Consider the following 15,334-nt stretch of genomic DNA (forward strand, 5'->3'; position numbering starts at 1 on the left):
GGGCGGCTACTTGCGTAGCCGCTGGATCAACGCCGTGGTCGACGGGTCATGCTGGCCCGTCGCGCCGCTCTCCAGCTCGGGCAGGATGCGGTTCGCCATCACCTTGCCCAGCTCGACGCCCCACTGGTCGAAGGAATTGATCCCCCAGATCACGCCTTCGACGAAGGTCTTGTGCTCATAGAGGGCGATCAAGGCGCCGAAGGTCTGCGGCGTCAGGCGCTCCAGCACCACCAGGGTCGAGGGCCGGTTGCCGGCGAAGGTGCGCTGCGGGGCCAGGGTGGCGATCTCGCCTTCCGAGACGCCCTTGGCGGTCAGCTCGGCGACGACATCCTCCGTGGTCCGACCGACCATGAAGGCCTCGGCCTGGGCCAGCAGGTTCGACAGCAGCTTCTCGTGCATCCCGGCCGGACCTTCGTCCGACCTGGCGATGCCGATCAGCTCCATCGGCGTGATGTCCGTGCCCTGGTGCATGCATTGGAAATAGGCGTGCTGGACGTTCGTCCCCTCGTCACCGAACACCACCGTGGCCGTGCCGCGCTTGGCGGGCTGGCCATCGGGGCCGACCGACTTGCCGTTCGACTCCATCTCCAGCTGCTGCAGGAACGACGCCAGGCGGCGCAGGCGGTGCGAGTACGGAACAACCGAACGGGCGCGGCGGTCCAGGCCATTGCGATTGAAGATCTGGGCCAGGGCCACCAGCACCGGCGCGTTCTTGTCGAGCGGCGCGGAGCGGAAGTGCTCGTCCATGGCCGCGCCGCCATCCAGGAAGCCCTGGAACGCGTCCCAGCCAGCCGCGACGGCCACCGACAGACTGACCGACGACCACAGAGAATAGCGGCCGCCGACCCAGTCCCAGAAGCCGAACACGCGCTCGTCGGGCACGCCAAAGGCGGCGGTCTTGTCCAAGGCGGTCGAGATGGCGGCCAGGTGCTGGTTCGCCCCGTCCTCTCCCAGGGCGGCGGCCAGCCAGGCGCGGGCCGCGCCGGCATTGGCCAGGGTCTCCTGCGTCGTGAAGGTCTTGGAGACGACGATGACCAGGGTCTCTTCCGGGTCCATATCGGCCGTGGTCAGGGCGAACTCGGCGCCGTCGACATTGGCGATGAAGCGCAGGTCGATCTGGGCCTTCACCGGACGCAGGGCGTCCCACAGCAGGCGCGGGCCGAGGTCCGACCCACCGATGCCGATATGCAGGATCGCCTTGAACGGCTTGCCGGTCGCGCCCTTGATCTCGCCCGAGCGGACGGCGTCGGCGAAGGCCTTCATCCGCTGGCGGACGGCGTCGACCTCGGCCATCACCGGCTGGCCCAAGGCCTTAACGTCGGCGTCCGCCGCAGCCCGCAAGGCCGTGTGCAGCACCGCGCGGCCCTCAGACGAATTGATCGCCTCGCCGCCGAACATCCGGGCGCGAGCGCCTTCGACATCGGCCGCGTGGGCCAGGTCGAGCGCGGCTTCCAGGCCGGCCTCGTCCCACGCCTGCTTCGACAGATCCAGGTGCAGGCCGGCGACGTCGAGGGTCAGCAGATACAGGCGGTCCGGCTCGGCCGCGAAGAAGTCGACGATGCGCTGTTCGCCCGCGGCCTTGGCGGCGGTTTCCAGGCGGGTCCAGGCGGCGTCGAGATCGGCCATCGGTAGTCCTCTGAATCTTGGTAAATCGGCGTTTACGAAACCGGGCTTATCAAACACCTGCCGCCACGTCATGGCGGACCAATGACGTTTTTTGCGGGAGTCCCCCATGTCCTGTGACGCCGTCGCCTTTTCCGCCATGCTCTGGATGGCTTCGTTCAATCCTGGGCAGGCTGCTGGGCCAGGTCCAGCGGTCCTGCAGCAGCCCGCCGCCCCACGGTCCGTGGCGGGCGAGCCGCTGTTCCTCGACATCGTCAGGCGCGCCAAGCAACTGAAGGCCGAGACCGAAGCCTACCGCCAGACGCTGGCCAAGGCCGGCCCGGCCGGCGCGGCGCTGAAGCTGAAGGGCTTCGACGCCTTCTCGGGCCGGATCGGCGACCTGTCGGCGCTGGACATGAAGGGCCACGTGACCCTGAAGGAACGCGGCGCGGTCGACGACCTCAAGTGCATCCTGCGCGGCATCAGCCAGGATCTGCCCGAAAAGCTCACCGCCGTCGGCGCGGCCACGACGATCAAGGCCCAGGACCTGGCCCTGCGCGACATGGCCTATCTGCTGAACGACAATGTCGAAGTGATCACCGCCCCGCCCCAACCGGCGGCCTAAGCCGAAACTTCGCCATGGTCGCTTGATACCTGACCGCTGGGCGCTCAGAAGATCGTCCTGATCCTCTCTGCTCTCCCTGGCTCGATGTCCCGCACCAAGACCCTCGCCGCCGTCGTCGGCTCCGGCCTGCTCCTCGCCGCCTGCGCCAGCGAGACGAACACCACCGTCTTCGTGCCGGTCGTCGCGCCGGTGCTGCCCAGCTCGCTGACGCCGCAGCCGATCATGCTGTTCAACCAGACCAAGGACGGCCGCAAGCTGTTCACTCTGGACGCCGAGTTCCCCTATTGCGACGTCGAGACCGGCAAGGTGATCGTGGTGCCGCGCTGGTACGTGACCGACTTCGCCAGCGTGCCCTGGTACGGCCAGAGCTTCGTCGATCCGCAAGGGCCGACCGCCCGCGCGGCCATCGTCCACGACTGGCTCTACACGATCGGCGAGCCGGGCAAGCGCGAGGAGGCCGACGCCATCTTCCTGCGGGCCATGCTGAAATACGGCGTCACGCCGTTCCAGGCCAACCTCGCCTATCAGGCCGTGCGGCTGGGCGGCGAGAAGGGCTATGGCCTGCCGACCGACTGGCGCTTCGTCGATCCCAAGCGTCAGGAGTTCACTCAAGCCCCGCCGTTCGCCAAACCGCGCACTGGCATGGTTCGCTACCTGCCCAAGTGCCAGGGCTTTACCGCCCTGATCCAGACCGGCTGGCGCGCCTATCCGGTGAAGACCGCCGCGCCGGTGATACCGCCGCCGCTGGTCGTGACCAAGACCCCGCTGGACAAGGTCAAGGACAAGCTGCCGTTCGGGAACGAGAAGAAGAAGTAGCGGGCGCTCCTAAGCTCCCGCCTTCTCGATCGCCTCGATGACCATCCCCTCGGTCAGCAGCTGGGGCAGGATGACCGGCGCGCCGCCGTTCTTCGGATAGACCACGTACAGCGGCACGCCGACGCGGTTGAACTCCGCGAGAGCCTTGGCGATGACCGGATCGCGATTGGTCCAGTCGGCCTTCAGATAGACGGCGTTCCTGGCCTTGAAGGCGTCGGCGACCTTGGAGCCGGACAGCGCCACCTTCTCATTGACCTGGCAGGTCACGCACCAGGCGGCGGTGAAGTCGACCAGGATCGGCCGGCCCTCGGCCTGCAGCGCCTTGACCTTCTCCGGCGACCAGGCCTCGGCGGTCAGGCCGGGCCCCAAGGGCGTGGCCTGGCCCGTAGCAGCGGCGACGGCGGTCGGCGGCTGGGCGGCCAGCGCGGCCGAAGCGGCCAGGGCGATGGCGCCGGCCACGGCCAGCAGGGCGATGATCATCGAGACCATGCCGCCCTTGCCGGCGGCGCGACGGTTCTGGGCGACGCCGTAGAGCCAGGCTCCAAAGGCGGCCAACACGCCGGCGGTCAGCAGCTGGCCGAGAGCGATCGGGCCGGACTGCTGGGCGAACACCCAGGTCAGCCACAGGGCCGCGCCGTACATCGGGAAGGCCAGGCCCTTCTTCAGCACGTCCATCCAGGCGCCGGGACGCGGCAGCAGCCTCAGGAGGCCCGGCATGAAGGCCACCGCCACGAATGGGGCGGCGAAACCCAGGGCCAGGGCCAGGAACACCGCCAGCGAGACGAGGGTCGGCTGGGTCAGGGCGTAGCCGAGAGCCCCGGCCATGAACGGCGCGGTGCAGGGCGCGGCCACGACCACGGCGAGGGCGCCGGTGAAGAAGGCGCCGGTCGCCCCGCCCTGGGCCGAGGCGCCCGAGCCGACATTCTGCACCGAGGCCCCGATCTCGAAGACGCCCGACATGTTCAGGGCGACCAGCAGCATCAGCAGGCCCAGGCCCGAGATGACCAGCGGCGACTGCAGCTGGAAGCCCCAGCCCACCGCCGCGCCGCCGGCCCGCACCGCCAGCAGCAGACCGGCCAGGGCCAGGAAGGTCGTTACGACGCCCATCAGGAACACGAGGCCCTGCAGGCGGGTCTTGCCGGCGTCATGGGCGTGGCCGGCCAGGCTGGCGGCCTTCATCGACAGCACGGGGAAGACGCACGGCATCAGGTTCAGGATCAGCCCGCCGACGAAGGCGAACAGCAGGGCGCCGGCCAGGCCGCCCGAGACCTTCCCGTCAGGGGCGGCCTTCTCGGCGGGCGGGGGCCCCATTCCGGCGGCGGTCGCGGGCGGTTCGCCCGGCGTCGCGGTGATCTCCCAGGCCCCGGCCTTGGTCGAGATCACTCCGGCCACCTCGGCCGGCGCGGTCCCGCCGCCGACGAAGTCGTAGCCCGGCTTCAGCGACAGGGTCAGGCCCTCGGGCCCGCGATCAACCACCTGGTCGGCGGCGTGCTCGATGGCCTTGGGCGAATAGGGGAAGAAATAGGCCCCGGCCATGTCGGCGCCCTTCAGCGGGCCGCCGGTCACGGCCAGCTTCAGGCTGGCGCCGTCCAGCTTGAACACCGCCTTCAGACCGGCCGGCTTGGGCGCCTTGGCCAGGACGTCGCCGACGACCGCGCCCCACTTGGGATCGGCGGCCGGCGCGGCCACGACCGGCAGCAGCAGGGTAAGCTTGGCCTCCTCCGGCACGCAGACCTGCTCGCAGACCAAGTAGAAGACGTCGGCGGTCAGGCTGATCGTGGTCCCCACCTGGGCGTCGGCCGCCGCAGTGATCGGCACGGGGATGAAGACCTCGCCCTCGTAGGCGTAGTCGAGCAACGGACCCAGCTTGGCGGTCTTTGGCGTCGGCCAGACCATGTCGCCCGCCTTCCAGCCGGCTGGCAGGGTCCAGGTGATCTTGGTCGCCTCGCCGGCGTCGCCAGGATTGCGCCAATAGGTGTGCCAGCCCGGAATGATCTTCTGGCGCAGGGCCACATAGACTGTGCCGCCCGGCGCGATGCCCGTCTCCTGCGCGACCAGCTCGGACTCGATATGCCCGGAATTGACCACCGGCCCGGCCAGGGCGGCTCCGGCCAAAAGGCTCGCGGCCAGCAAGGCTTGCAGGGCGAGGACGGCTCTCTTGAGGAACATGCGCAGACCTGGGGGAAGAAACGACGGCGGACGACACATGGCCCGTCCATATCGGCTCGACAATGCTCAAGTCGCGACTCACAGTCGAGAGTGTGCCTGGCCGTTTTGGGTGATTCACCCGAAACGGACGAACAGGCTCATTCCTTGGTTCGGAGACTGGCTTGCGCCTTCTCTGGCGAAATCAACTGGAGCCGCCCATGCCCGCCGCGTTCGACGATATCGAGATCGGCCAGGTCGTGAACCTGGGCTCGCGGGCCGTGGACGGCAAGGCGCTGGACGCCTTCATCGCCGCCTTCACCCCTGGCTGGCCGGTCGAGAACGGCGCCCCCGACGGCATGGTCTTCGCCATCTGGACCCGCCTCGACGGCGAGGCCAGCGCCGCCTGGCCGCAGACCAAGCGCCTAGGCGTCGACGCCCTGCGCTGGATGCGCAATCCGCCGGTCGGCGAGTTGCTGCGCGGCCGCATGACCGTTATGGGCAAGGATCCCGTCGGCGAGGGCAAGGGCATCGTCATCGCCCAGCACGACCTGCTCGACGAGGCCGGCCGCTTGGTCTTTTCCTGCCTGACCCGCAGCATCTTCGCGCGATAGCCGAAACCAGAGATAGCCGAACCAAGAAAAAGGGCGGCGGAGCTTAAGCCCCGCCGCCCTCTTGTCTTCAGCGCTGGCCGAACCTTAGTTCAGGTTCGCGGCGGCGGCTGCGGCGGTCTCGGCTTCGACCTGACGCATCATGGTCTTGTTGACCAGACGATCCCAGCCGAGCAGCGACACCAGGTGCGCATAGATCTGGGCCAGCGCGCCGTTTTCCTGCAGCTCCTTCAGCTTTTCAGCCGACAGCTTGTTCAGCTTCTCTTCCGAGACGCCGTAGTACTCGGCGACGGTGACCGGCTCGCCCGCAGCGGCGCCGGTTTCGTCCTGCGGCTGGAAAGTGGCCTTCTTCAGCTCGAACAGGTCCAGCTCCTTCAGCAGGGCGATGAACGAGTCGGTGCGGCGACGCTCCAGCTCGAAGTCATCGCAGAACTTGATGCACTGCTGGGTGTATTCGGTCGGCTCGCCCTTGGCGTCGAACAGCGGGGTCTGGCCTTGCTCGCTCAGCAGTTCCGAACCGCGGTCGATGCAGACGATCAGGCGGTCTTGGCCGTCGTCATTGGCCAGAACGAACGGATAGCGGCGGATATAGGCCGGGATGTAGACGTTCGGCTCGACCGAACCGTCGGCGCCGATGAACAGGTTCTCGGCGTTGTTCAGGCCCATCACGGCCAGCGGCACGCGATCGTCGCCGGCGAAGATCACCGGGAAGGTCAGGGCGGCCGGGCCGAATTCCGAGACCGTCAGCGGCACGGCGGTGCCGGCGGCGGCGAAGGCGTACGGCTTTTCCTTGTGGACCAGCGCCAGCTTCGCGTGTTGCTCGCGGTTCAGCGGCTCCGGCGACTTGTAGAACAGGACGTTGCCGGAGATCTCGCCGGTGGACTGGGTCGTTGTCATGAACAGCTCTACGACAGAATAGGAAACGGACGCTCGAACGCTTCAAGACGACCGCAAAGGGTCCGGCGTTCTAGCCGATCCCGGGGGAACCGGCAATCTGGACCGCTGTCATAGCGAGACTCGACGACCGTTATTCACCGGGCGCGCGAGCGGGTGGGCTTGATACGCCCGTGAGGCGGGCCGCAGTCCGGGACCCGGCTTAAGGGCCAGGTCCCGGCGCGCGGCGGGCCTCTCTGGGGCTGATCGAGAGACCCGCGCTTCGCGTGACGCTTGGAAGCGCCAGGCGAAGGTGCGAGCGGTTTCGCGCCTGGGGGATCAGAAGCGCCAGGCGAAACCGGCGCGGACCGAGCGGCCCGGCGAGGGGGCGAAGTCCTTCAGGAACGAGACGTGCTCGCGAATGGTCTCGTTGGTCAGGTTGCGGCCGTCGAGGAACACGCGAAGGCCGGAGTCGGCGATCGGCTTGTAGGTCACCATGGCGTTGACTTGCGTGTAGCTGTCGGTCGGCAGTTCGAACGCGGCGACGCGATTCTGGCTGGCCACGCGGCGAACCTCGCCCTGAACGTCCAGGCGGCCGGTGCTCCAGATGGCGCGGCCGGTCACGGCCCACGGCGGCACGCGGGCCGGCACGCCCAGATCGGTTGAGCCGCGCACCCAGTCGTACGAGCCTTCCAGCTTCAGCGAGCGCTCGCCGCTGCGCCAGGCGACATAGGAGGCCTCGGCCTCGGCGCCGTGGAACTTGGCGTCGGTCTGGCTGTACTGGAACACCGGCAGGCCGTCCTCGACGGCGCCCGTGCGGCCTTCCTCGATGAAGCCGTTATACTGGGCGCCCCACAGGTGGGCTTCGGCGCGCAGGCGATCGCCGGTGTAGCGATAGGTCGCCTCCACCGAGACCACCTTCTCGGACTTCAGGTCGGCGTCGCCCACCTCGTAGCCGCCGGTGCCGGGGTGCGGGCCGTCGGCGAACAGCTCGGCCTCGGTCGGGGCGCGGCCGTTGCGCGACACGGTCAGGGCCACGAACTGGTGCTCGGCCGGCTTGTAGAACACGCCCAGCGAACCCGAGACGTTGTCGAAGGTCTTGTCGGCGAAGCTGGTCTTCAGCTCGCGGCTGTCGAAGCGCAGCCCCGCGTCGATCCCCCAGTCGCCCTTGTCCAGACGTTGCAGGGTGAAGACGCCATATTCGGTGATGTCGGTCGAGGGCACGAAGGCCTCGTCGCCTATGGCCTCGAAGTGGCGCTTCAGGGCCTGGAAGCCCACGGCGCCCTGCCAGCCGTCACGCGCCTTCTGGACCAGCTCGAGGCGGCCCTCGGTGCCGTCGGAGAGGAAGCGGGTTCCGACCTCGCCGCTGCCGACGCCGATCTCGGCGTGCTCGTACTTGGCGTGGCCGACCGACAGGCGGACCTTGTCGAACGGGCCGAGGTCGACATCCTGCTCGCCGCGCACGTCGTAGCGGGTCTGCTGCAGGTGGATCGAGACCGGGCCTTCGGCGTCCGGATCGATCGGGGCCAGGATCTGCTCGTAGGGCACGCCGTAGGTCGTATCGATCTTCTTGACCGAGATCCCGAAGAAGCCGCTGTCGTGGACATAGGAGACGCCGGCCCCGTAGGCGTCGACCTCAACGTCGGCGTTCTTGACCTTCTTGTCCGGATCGACGGTCAGGCCGTCCGCCCTGGCCAGACGGGCCGAGACCGGGGCGGTCGGGACGTCATAGTCGCTGCTCTCGCGGTGATCGGCGTCGATGGCGAACACCAGCGGACCCTTGCCGAACTTGGCCGAGCCGTTGATCGACTTGCCGTCGTCGACGGACGAGACCGAGCCGGCCAGGCGGCCCTCGAAGCCGTTGGCCGGAGCCGACGAGGGCACGCGGTCGTCGATGATGTTCACGACGCCGCCGATGCCCGAGCCGCCATAGGCCAGGGTCGAGGGGCCGCGCAGCACTTCCACCCGCGACGCCTCGCCCGGATCCGAGGCCACGGCGTGGTCGGGCGACAGCGACGAGGCGTCGACCTGGCCGACGCCGTTCTGCAGCACCATCACCCGCGGCCCCGACAGGCCACGGATCACCGGACGACTGGCGCCGGGACCGTAGAAGGTCGAGCGCAGGCCCGGCTGGCCGTTGAGCATGTCACCCAGACCGGCGGGTGGGAGGACGTCCAGCTTGTCGCGGGTGATGACATTGACGCTGCTGGTCACCGTATCCAGCGACACCGCGTAGGGGGCGGCGGTGATGACGACCTTGTCGACCTGATTGGCCGCCTGGTCGCCTTCCGAGGCCGGGGGCGTCACAGGCGCGGCCGGGGCGTCGGCGTGGGCGGAAACAGCGGCGGCGAGCGCGATGAGGCTCGCGGCGGAGAAGGCGACGCGACGGAGCATGGGCGGTCCTGAAACGACTGAAACTTGGCCGGGGGAGCGGCCGCGACGAAGTGTTATGAAATAACATATCTAGTCGTCAATCCGCTTTCGCTTGACGCACGAGTTTCCCGCCGCTCTGTGGGCGAATGACCATACGGATGCATTCGATGACCCGTTTCGCGCTCGTCGTCGCCGTCACCTCGGGCCTGGCCCTGACCGGCTGTTCGGCCGTCGACGGCCTGCCCAATCCCTTCGCGCACAGCGCGGCTCCGGCGGCGAAAGTGGCCACGACCCCGCCCTCGGCCGGTTGGGCGAAGCCGCCGCCCGGCTACCTCGGCGGCAATGGCGGCATCGACGCGGCGACCATCATCGGCCCGCCGCCCGCGCCGGACAGCCCGCGCGGCAAGGCCGAGCGCGCCCAGTTCGAAGAGACCCGCAAGCTGGCCAATACCGAGACCTGGAGCCGGGCGATCGCCGACGCCGATCTCGCGGGCAAGAACGGCATGAAAGCCTTCTCGTGCGCGGCCAGCGTCACGCTCAGCGCCGAGGCGACCCCGACCCTGGCCAACATGCTGCTGCGACTGACCGACGACGCGGCCAAGATCTACCAGCCGGCCAAGGCGATCTATCAGCGCCCCCGTCCGCCGGTCGGCAACACCGCGCCGATCTGCGTGCCGCGCGAGGCCTGGATCAGCACCGACGGTTCCTATCCGTCCGGCCACGGCCTGATCGGCTGGGCCTGGGCCTCGGTGATCGCCGAGCTGGTCCCGGACAAGGCCAGCCCGATCCTGGCGCGCGGCAAGGCGTTCGGCGACAGCCGCATCGTCTGCGGCGTCCACTTCCAGAGCGATGTCGAGGCGGGGCGCTATCTGGGCTCCGCCCTGGTCACGCGGCTGCACGACGATCCGGAGTTCATGGCCGATCTGGCCAAGGCGCGGGCGGAAGTCGCGGCGTCGCGGGCGAAGGGCGCGCCGGAGGGCTGCGGGGCTTAGGCTTTCGCCACGAACACCACGTGGGCGCGCAGCGGATCGCTCTCCGCCAAGCCCGGATGGTCGAAGTCCCGCGTCTGGTCGTACCCCATGCCGATCCGGCGCATGACGCTTTGTGAGGCCAGGTTCGTGCGCGCCGTGAAGGCGATGATCTCGGTCAGTCGCAGAGTCTCGAAGCCGTAGGCCAGCGCCGCCTTGGCCGCCTCGGTGGCGTAGCCCTGGCCCCAGGCCTCGGGATGGAAGCGCCAGCCGATCTCGACCGCCTTCGGCATGGCCATCTCGGGCGGAACCCACCAGAGGCCCGTCATGCCGACCACGCGCGCGTCGGCCTGGCGGTCGACCACCCAGAAGCCGAAGCCATGCTCGGCCTGATGGGCCTGAACCCGGTCGACGAAGGCGTCGCTCTCGGCCCGGCCGCGCACGCCGCCCAGCCAGGCGCCGACCCGCGCGTCGCCGTTCATGGCGGCGATGGCGTCGCGGTCGGCGTCGACCGCCGGGCGCAGGACCAGGCGGTCGGTGGTGATCATGCAGGGCGGCCGGCAGCCAGGCCGGCGTAGAGCTCAGGGCGACGATCGCGGAAGAAGCCCCAGGCGGCGCGGTGGGTCGTCAGGAAGTCGAGGTCGAAGGTCGCGTTGACCAGGCCCTCGTCGGCGCGGCCCAGCTCGCTGACCAGGTCGCCGCGATGGTCGGCGATGAACGACGAGCCGTAGAAGGTCTGGCCGCCGTTCGGATAGCCGTCCCACGGTTCGAAGCCGATCCGGTTGGCGCCCACCACCGGGATCACGTTCGAGACCGCGTGGCCCTGCATGGCCCGCCGCCACGGCAGGGCGGTGTCCAGGCTGGCGTCATGCGGCTCGCTGCCGATGGCGGTCGGATAGAACAGGGCCTCGGCGCCCATCAGGGCCATAGCGCGGGCGGCCTCCGGGTACCACTGGTCCCAGCAGATGCCGACGCCCAGACGGCCAAAGCGCGTGTCCCAGACCTTGAAGCCGGTGTCGCCGGGCCGGAAATAGTACTTCTCCATATAGCCCGGACCGTCGGGGATATGGCTCTTGCGATAGACGCCCAGCAGCGAACCATCGGCGTCGGCCATCACCAGGCTGTTGAAGTAGTGCGGCCCCTCGCGCTCGAAGATCGAGATCGGGATCACCACGCCCAGCTCGCCGGCCAGAGGCGCGATGGCCTTGACCACCGGGTGCTCGCGCCACGGATGCGCCTCGGCGAACCACCGTTCTTCCTGGGCGACGCAGAAGTACGGGCCCTGGAACAGCTCCGACGGCAGGATGACCTGGGCGCCCTTGGCGGCCGCTTCACGGATGAAGTGCTCGGTCTTCTTGATGTTGGCCTGCAGATCCATGCCGTACGAGGTCTGGATCGCGGCGACGTTGAGCGTGCGGGCCATTAGACGGGCTCCTGCTGGCTGATGCAGTGGAACGAGCCGCCGCCGGTCAGGATGGCGGTGGACGGCAGGCCGATCACCTGGCGCTCGGGGAACAGGCCCTTGATCACCTCGACGGCGAAGGCGCCGGACTCCTCGGCGTAGATCGGCACGATGACCGCCTCGTTGGCGATCAGGAAGTTCATGTGCGAGGCCGGGATCGGCTCGCCGTCCTCGTCCAGGATCAGGCCCGGCGAGGGGATGCGGGCGACCTGCAGCGGCGAGCCCCGGCTGTCGGTCATGCCGGCCAGCAGCCTGGCGGTGTCGGCATAGACCTCAGCGTTCGGATCATTGGCGCCAAAGCCCATCGGGCAGGCCACCACGCCCGGCGCGACAAAGCGGGCCAGGTTGTCGACATGGCCGTCGGTGTGGTCGTTCAGCAGGCCATCACCCAGCCACAGCACCTTCTTGGCGCCCAGGGCGTCGGCCAGCGCGGCCGTGGCCGAGGCCTCGTCCCAGCCGGTGTTGCGGTTGGCGTTCAGCAGGCACTGGCGCGTGGTCAGGATCGTGCCGTTGCCGTCGTGGTCCAGGGCGCCACCCTCAAGGATGAAACCGTTGCGGACCAGCGGCGCGCCCGAGGCGGCGGCGATCTGCTCGGCGACGATGTCGTCCCCCTCCAGGCTGTACTTGCCGCCCCAGCCGTTGAACTGGAAGCCGGCCGCCGAGGCCGAGCCGTTACGGTCGACGAAGATCGGGCCGGTGTCGCGCAGCCAGATGTCGCCGAACTGGCCCCGGACGATTTCGACGCTCGTGTCGGAGAGGCGGGCGCGGGCGGCGGCTTCGGCCTCATCGCCCACCACCATCAGGCGCACGCGCTCGCCGCCCGGACCGGCCAGGGCGCGGGCCAGATCGGCGACTTCCTGCTGCGCCTGCTCCAGATCCTCCTGCCAGAGGTCGGCGTGGCTGGGGAAACCCACCCACATGGCGCGGTGCGGAGCCCACTCGGCGGGAACGGTGACGGTCATTCGAAAGCCCATGAAGCGTTCGGGAAAAACGAAGGGGGCGCAGATGGCCCCTCGGGAGGCTGGGGTCAAGCGCCGCCTAACTAGCAGGCCTAGATGACAAAGAAAAAGGGCGGCCCGCGAACGGACCGCCCTTCTCCCTCGCGGAAAGTCTGCGTGACTTAGAAGTCGACGCGGAACGTCACCTGCGCCGTGCGCGGCGCGCCGATGTAGGCGTTCGGCTGGTTGGTCACACCATACAGGGCCTTGGTAGCGGCCGAGGCGGCGGTGATCTGGGTGCCCAGGCTGCCGTAGTATTCCTTGTCGAACAGGTTCCAGACGTTCAGCTGGACGTACGAGTTCTTCAGGACGGCGTCGAGCTTGTAGCGGACGTCCAGGTCGAACACGGCGTAACCGTCGACGGCCAGGTCGTTCAGATCGGTGGCGTAACGCTTACCGGTGTACTTGCCTTGGACGCCGAACGAGAACGGACCGTCTTCATAGTTGATCCGGCCACCGAACATGATCTTCGGGGTCTCGACCAAGCGCTTGCCGTTGATCGGGGCGAAGACGTTGGCGCGGATTTGCAGCGGATCCTGGTACTTCGCGTCCGTGTAGGTGGCCGAACCGGCCAGCGACAGTTCGTTCGTGATGCGGCCGCCGACTTGAGCTTCGACACCCTTGATGTCGACAGCGCCCACGTTGCGTTCGCGGTTGGTGTCGGTGTCGGGGTCGTAGGTGCTGACGACGCGGTTCTTGAACTCGGTCTTATAGGCGCTCAGCGTGCCATAGTAGCCCGGAGCGTTGAAACGGTAGCCGATTTCGGTGTTCTTGGTCGCTTCCGGATTGGCGTTCAGCGAGCCGATCGAGCCGTTGGCCTGGCGTTGGACGGTGTAATAGCTGTCCGTACGCAGAGCCGAAATCTGCTCCGAGTAGCTCGCGTAGAACGTGTTGTGGTCGTCCATTCGGAACGACACGCCGACGTTCGGCAGAGTCTTCTTGACCTTCGCCTTGTAGGAGAACGGCGCGATGTACTCGTTGGCGGCGTTCTGGCTGGCGAACTTGACGTTGCCGTTAGCCAGCGTCGAGGACGGCGCTTCGGTCGTGCAAAGGACGTTGCTCGTGCCGTTCTGCGTGTAGCAGAACTGGTTCAGCTCACGGCTGAATTCCTTGTGTTGGACGCCCAGCGTGATGTCGAGCTTGTCGTCGAAGAAGCGGCCGCGATATTCGGCGGCGACTTGCTGCAGCTCAGCGATCGAGAAACGGTCGCGGAATCGCAGCAGAGCGCCGTCGGCGCCCAGGATGCGGTCGCCGCCCCAGGTTTCCTTGCCGCCGAACCAGTTCTTCATGAAGCCGGTGTTCTGGTCGACGTAACCCGCTTCCGAGGTCTGACGGTGACGACCGCGGTCGAACGTGTAGGCCAGGCGGAAGGTGTTGTCGTCGTTCAGGCGCCAGATCAGCGAGGTGTTCAGGCCGTAGCGACGGGTGTTGGTGTTCGAGGGCGACATGTAACGGACCGAGTCCATGCAGTCGCCGTCGCCGTTCAGGTCGACGCCGCGGTTGGTCGTGCCGATCGTGCCGACCTTGCAGCTGGCGAAGGTCGTGGCCTTGCCGACCAGCTTGGCGTCGTATTCGTTGATCGCAACCTGCTGGGTGCCGCCATTGGCCATCACGTACTGGAACGACGGGTCGAACGTGAAGATCAGGTTGTCCATCAGCGAGAAGCGCGACTTCAGGCGGATGTTGCCGGTGTTCGACGGGTTGATACGGCCGCCCCACCAGGTGCTGGCGTTGGTGTAATCGCTCAGCAGGCCCGTGACCGGGTTGATCGCGCGCACGCCATCAATGTCGCGCGAGCCAGCGGTGACGGTCGGCTTGATCCAGTCATAGATGCCGCCCGAAGAGCCCGGCACGACGGTATTGCGGAAGTCGAAACCGTAGCCGAACTGATCCGCTTCCGGGATCAGCGTCAGGTCGGCGGTGCCGAGATTGACGGTGTTGTAATTGAAGTTGCGGTTCAGGTTCCAGTGGCCCGACAGAGCGATGTAGTCGCCCTTCGAACCGATGTCCTGCCAGATACGGGCGTTGAACTGCTTCTTCTCGAGATCGCCCTCGCCGCGGAACTTGTCGTACTTGGTGTACGAGGCCGAGGCCCAGGCCTTCGTGCCCCACGGGCCGAATTCGCCGGTCTGGATCAGGCCGAAGAAACGGCGATAGTTGAAGCTGCCGTACGAGGCGTCGACGGTCGCGCCCATGTCCTTGGTCGGCTTCAGGGTCGAATAGTTGATCACGCCGCCGGTGGCCGAGATCGTCGGGGTGTCGACGTCGGTCTGGCCGGTCGTGACGTTGGCTTTGTCGATCAGTTCCGGGTCAAGCTGCTGGTTCGAGTACAGCGCGTAGTTGCCGGTGTCGTTCGTCGGGATACCGTCAAAGGTCAGCGAGATGCGGTTACCGTCGAAGCCGCGCAGGCGGATGTTGCCGCCGCTGTTGCCATACGGGTCGTTGTTGGTGAACGACAGGCCCGGGACGCTGTTGAGCGTCTGAACGATCGTCTGACCGGCGGCCTGGCGGCCGATGAATTCTTGAGTGATGGTCGAGCGCGACTTCGGCGAAGTCTCGGCGACAACGGCGCCGTCGATCGACTTCTGGCCGGCCGCCGTGACAACGACCTGTTCAATAGCGTCCGTACCCGTGGATTGCGCCATCGCGGCGCCGCTGGCCATCAGGCTGCCGACCAGCGCGGTCGTCGCCAGGGCGAAATTTCTCATATTCATCTTGAAGATCCCCTCATTATTCGACACGCCTGCCGAAGACGGCATGGATGAGCATCGTTGAGCGCCGTTTAGCGAAAGTTTTAGAAGGTTTGGTGACGGAAAGGCCACGCCCTCCCCCAAACTGTCATAAACGGCGGATATCGCGGA

At 67.7% G+C, this 15,334-nt stretch carries 12 protein-coding genes; 4 read left to right on the forward strand and 8 right to left on the reverse strand.

From position 1 onward, the window contains the following. Positions 1 to 6: 6 nt before the first annotated feature. Positions 7 to 1,626 carry a glucose-6-phosphate isomerase gene (gene pgi / locus CSW62_RS23150; RefSeq protein WP_099581830.1) on the reverse strand — a complete coding sequence of 540 codons (1,620 nt, stop codon included), beginning with the start codon at positions 1,624 to 1,626 and terminating at the stop codon, positions 7 to 9. A gap of 106 nt (positions 1,627 to 1,732) precedes the next feature. Here pgi and CSW62_RS23155 point away from each other — a divergent pair, with 106 nt between their 5' ends. Together CSW62_RS23155 and CSW62_RS23160 are read left to right on the forward strand one after the other, a co-directional pair. Beyond that, complete coding sequence (locus CSW62_RS23155; protein WP_099581831.1) at positions 1,733 to 2,227, forward strand: hypothetical protein; 495 nt, start codon at positions 1,733 to 1,735, stop codon at positions 2,225 to 2,227. Between the two features lie 84 nt (positions 2,228 to 2,311). Further along, on the forward strand, positions 2,312 to 3,043 hold the full coding sequence (locus tag CSW62_RS23160; RefSeq protein ID WP_199170679.1) for a DUF1353 domain-containing protein: 732 nt from the start codon (positions 2,312 to 2,314) through the stop codon (positions 3,041 to 3,043). A 9-nt stretch (positions 3,044 to 3,052) separates the two neighbouring features. Here the strand turns inward: CSW62_RS23160 and CSW62_RS23165 are convergent, their stop codons facing one another. Continuing rightward, positions 3,053 to 5,212 (reverse strand): protein-disulfide reductase DsbD, encoded by a 2,160-nt coding sequence (locus CSW62_RS23165; protein ID WP_099581832.1) that lies wholly within the window; start codon positions 5,210 to 5,212, stop codon positions 3,053 to 3,055. Between the two features lie 197 nt (positions 5,213 to 5,409). Here CSW62_RS23165 and CSW62_RS23170 point away from each other — a divergent pair, with 197 nt between their 5' ends. Further along, complete coding sequence (locus tag CSW62_RS23170) at positions 5,410 to 5,802, forward strand: acyl dehydratase (protein ID WP_099581833.1); 393 nt, start codon at positions 5,410 to 5,412, stop codon at positions 5,800 to 5,802. An 84-nt stretch (positions 5,803 to 5,886) separates the two neighbouring features. Here CSW62_RS23170 and CSW62_RS23175 read toward each other — a convergent pair whose 3' ends face one another. Together CSW62_RS23175 and CSW62_RS23180 are read right to left on the reverse strand one after the other, a co-directional pair. Further along, positions 5,887 to 6,696 carry a SapC family protein gene (locus CSW62_RS23175; RefSeq protein WP_099581834.1) on the reverse strand — a complete coding sequence of 270 codons (810 nt, stop codon included), beginning with the start codon at positions 6,694 to 6,696 and terminating at the stop codon, positions 5,887 to 5,889. 315 nt (positions 6,697 to 7,011) lie between these two features. After that, positions 7,012 to 9,066, reverse strand: coding sequence for a TonB-dependent receptor (locus tag CSW62_RS23180; RefSeq protein ID WP_099581835.1), 2,055 nt, complete (start codon positions 9,064 to 9,066; stop codon positions 7,012 to 7,014). 146 nt (positions 9,067 to 9,212) lie between these two features. Between CSW62_RS23180 and CSW62_RS23185 the strand changes: the two genes are divergently transcribed. Further along, positions 9,213 to 10,037: a phosphatase PAP2 family protein gene (locus tag CSW62_RS23185; RefSeq protein ID WP_099582432.1), complete on the forward strand. Its 825-nt coding sequence runs from the start codon at positions 9,213 to 9,215 to the stop codon at positions 10,035 to 10,037. Here the strand turns inward: CSW62_RS23185 and CSW62_RS23190 are convergent. The 4 genes from CSW62_RS23190 to CSW62_RS23205 all read right to left on the reverse strand — a co-directional run bounded on the left by CSW62_RS23190 (position 10,034) and on the right by CSW62_RS23205 (position 15,187). Continuing rightward, positions 10,034 to 10,561, reverse strand: a complete 528-nt coding sequence (locus tag CSW62_RS23190) for a GNAT family N-acetyltransferase (protein ID WP_099581836.1) — start codon at positions 10,559 to 10,561, stop codon at positions 10,034 to 10,036. The genes CSW62_RS23185 and CSW62_RS23190 overlap by 4 nt on opposite strands. Beyond that, a complete protein-coding gene (aguB, locus tag CSW62_RS23195) occupies positions 10,558 to 11,436 on the reverse strand; it encodes an N-carbamoylputrescine amidase (protein ID WP_099581837.1) in 879 nt (292 codons plus the stop codon). Before aguB ends, CSW62_RS23190 begins: the two co-directional genes overlap by 4 nt. After that, positions 11,436 to 12,437 (reverse strand): agmatine deiminase family protein, encoded by a 1,002-nt coding sequence (locus tag CSW62_RS23200; protein ID WP_099581838.1) that lies wholly within the window; start codon positions 12,435 to 12,437, stop codon positions 11,436 to 11,438. Before CSW62_RS23200 ends, aguB begins: the two co-directional genes overlap by 1 nt. Positions 12,438 to 12,595: 158 nt before the next feature. Then, on the reverse strand, positions 12,596 to 15,187 hold the full coding sequence (locus CSW62_RS23205; protein ID WP_099582433.1) for a TonB-dependent receptor domain-containing protein: 2,592 nt from the start codon (positions 15,185 to 15,187) through the stop codon (positions 12,596 to 12,598). Positions 15,188 to 15,334 lie beyond the last annotated feature (147 nt).

Source organism: Caulobacter sp. FWC2, assembly GCF_002742625.1.
Taxonomy (GTDB): Bacteria; Pseudomonadota; Alphaproteobacteria; order Caulobacterales; family Caulobacteraceae; genus Caulobacter.